General features: G+C 34.1%; 2 protein-coding genes. Both read right to left on the reverse strand.

Features of this window, described 5'->3' with window-relative positions; genetic code table 11:
• Window positions 1–427: 427 nt before the first annotated feature.
• A complete protein-coding gene (locus JCM17102_RS20900) occupies window positions 428–985 on the reverse strand; it encodes a hypothetical protein (RefSeq protein ID WP_025076558.1) in 558 nt (185 codons plus the stop codon).
• On the reverse strand, window positions 973–1,753 hold a 781-nt coding region (locus JCM17102_RS29325; protein WP_148302092.1), incomplete at its 5' end, for an RHS repeat-associated core domain-containing protein. The genes JCM17102_RS20900 and JCM17102_RS29325, both read right to left, overlap by 13 nt.

Raw genomic sequence — 1,753 nt, forward strand, 5'->3', positions numbered from 1 at the left:
TGATCTGCCCGTCCTCGTCGGTGGTCTGCGTACAGTCGAGGGTACCTGTCGCATAGTCCTGCCGGTAGGTGAGGCTGTCCGCCGACAGGCAATAGATCCGCACGCTCAGCGTAGGGTAGAAGGTCAGGTAATGTGCCAGTCCTTGCCGGTTCTGGTTAGTAAGGAACGAGGTCTGTACAGGATGTTTGCTGTGTTGAACGGGTAGAATTAGTAAACATTTATAGAATAAACATTCAATTATAAAATGAGGGTGAATTCAAAATAGAAATGGCGTGTTTGAAAAGTAACAAGTTAAAACTTCAAACATGATTTATGGCTTTGTAGAAAGCCAAATAAAGCCGAATTTTGTATCAAATCAGTGAGTCAACTTACAGATTGAAAGTTTAGACTCGTAAAATTTCTATTTTGACACACCCCCAAGATACTCTTAAGAGTATTTGAGTTCCCAGTGATCAATAGCTTCTCTTATCTTCATAATAGTCTCAATAGGTAGTTTATTTTTAGAAATAATACGTACACCATTTACTAAAAAAGCAATTTGAAACATTCCATTCTTATATTTAGAATAAAGTTTCTTAGGTACTTTTGATAAAGTCATCCCGTTTACTATATAAAACTGAGACAAAGATGAACCATGAGATTGATAGTTGTCCTTAAAAAAATTATAGTCATCATACGAGATGAATTTATCTTTTTCAAGTAAAAACACTTCTTGTCCATATTTATTCCATAAAAATAGTTTTATAAAATAAGCAGAAGTACCTAAGCCAACAATGCAGGAAATAATAAATCCTATAGGTATTCCTTCCCCAAGACTTGCCATATAAATCAATGAACCTATAAGTATAAAACTTATAATTATAGGGGGAATTAATAGCAAATTAGTTGCCACTTTATTGGATTCTTCACCCCATAAATACAAACAAATACCATTCTCTGATATTTCTAATTTATAAGATTGTTTATTTACTATTATTGTTTCCATTTTTGATAATCTAAACTTCTATTTTTTAAAGCATTTTGATGTGTCCCATAATTTTCTATAGTATATTTACCTCTATTTAACATCTGGAATCTATTCCAAGGAGAACTTATCGTGTACCAAGATTTTGGAATTAGATTCGTAGGATCTAATGGTGTAGGAATCCAGTTCATAGGATCTTTTACTATTTGCAAATAACCTCTAAACATGTTCTGATAAACATTTTCATTTCCATTGACACCATTGTCTGCAGCCCATCTCACAACATTATATTGAAAGCCTGTTGGGCTCGTATCACCATTCTTAAAATCTTTTACTTTATTTTCTCCTACTACATATTTATATTCGTATAAATCAAATCCTGTTTCAGGGTCTTTTCCATATAATTCAATTGCAGCATAATTCCCTTTATTTTCTCCAGAAACAAATTCACGTAGTATATATTTAACTCCTCCTTTTATTTTTACAGGAATAAATTCCTCTGCTAATAATCCCATACCATTAGTTCTAAAGTTTAGTAAATTGTAATCCCAGATTTCATCATCAGGCACAGTATCGCAACCCATAGGATCTATATAATTTACAGAATTATTGACACTATAAACATACGGACTCATGAAACTGTTTTTCTCACTCATCGGATCCACCACATGCCACCTACCTATCGTCGCATCATAATGCCTAGCCCCATAATCATACCAGTTCAGCCCATTCCTCGTATCCAACTCCTTACCATTATACTTATAAGGCTGAACACCGGTTGTCGAAGTG

The organism is Bacteroides faecichinchillae JCM 17102 (assembly GCF_000614145.1).
Taxonomy (GTDB): domain Bacteria; phylum Bacteroidota; class Bacteroidia; order Bacteroidales; family Bacteroidaceae; genus Bacteroides; species Bacteroides faecichinchillae.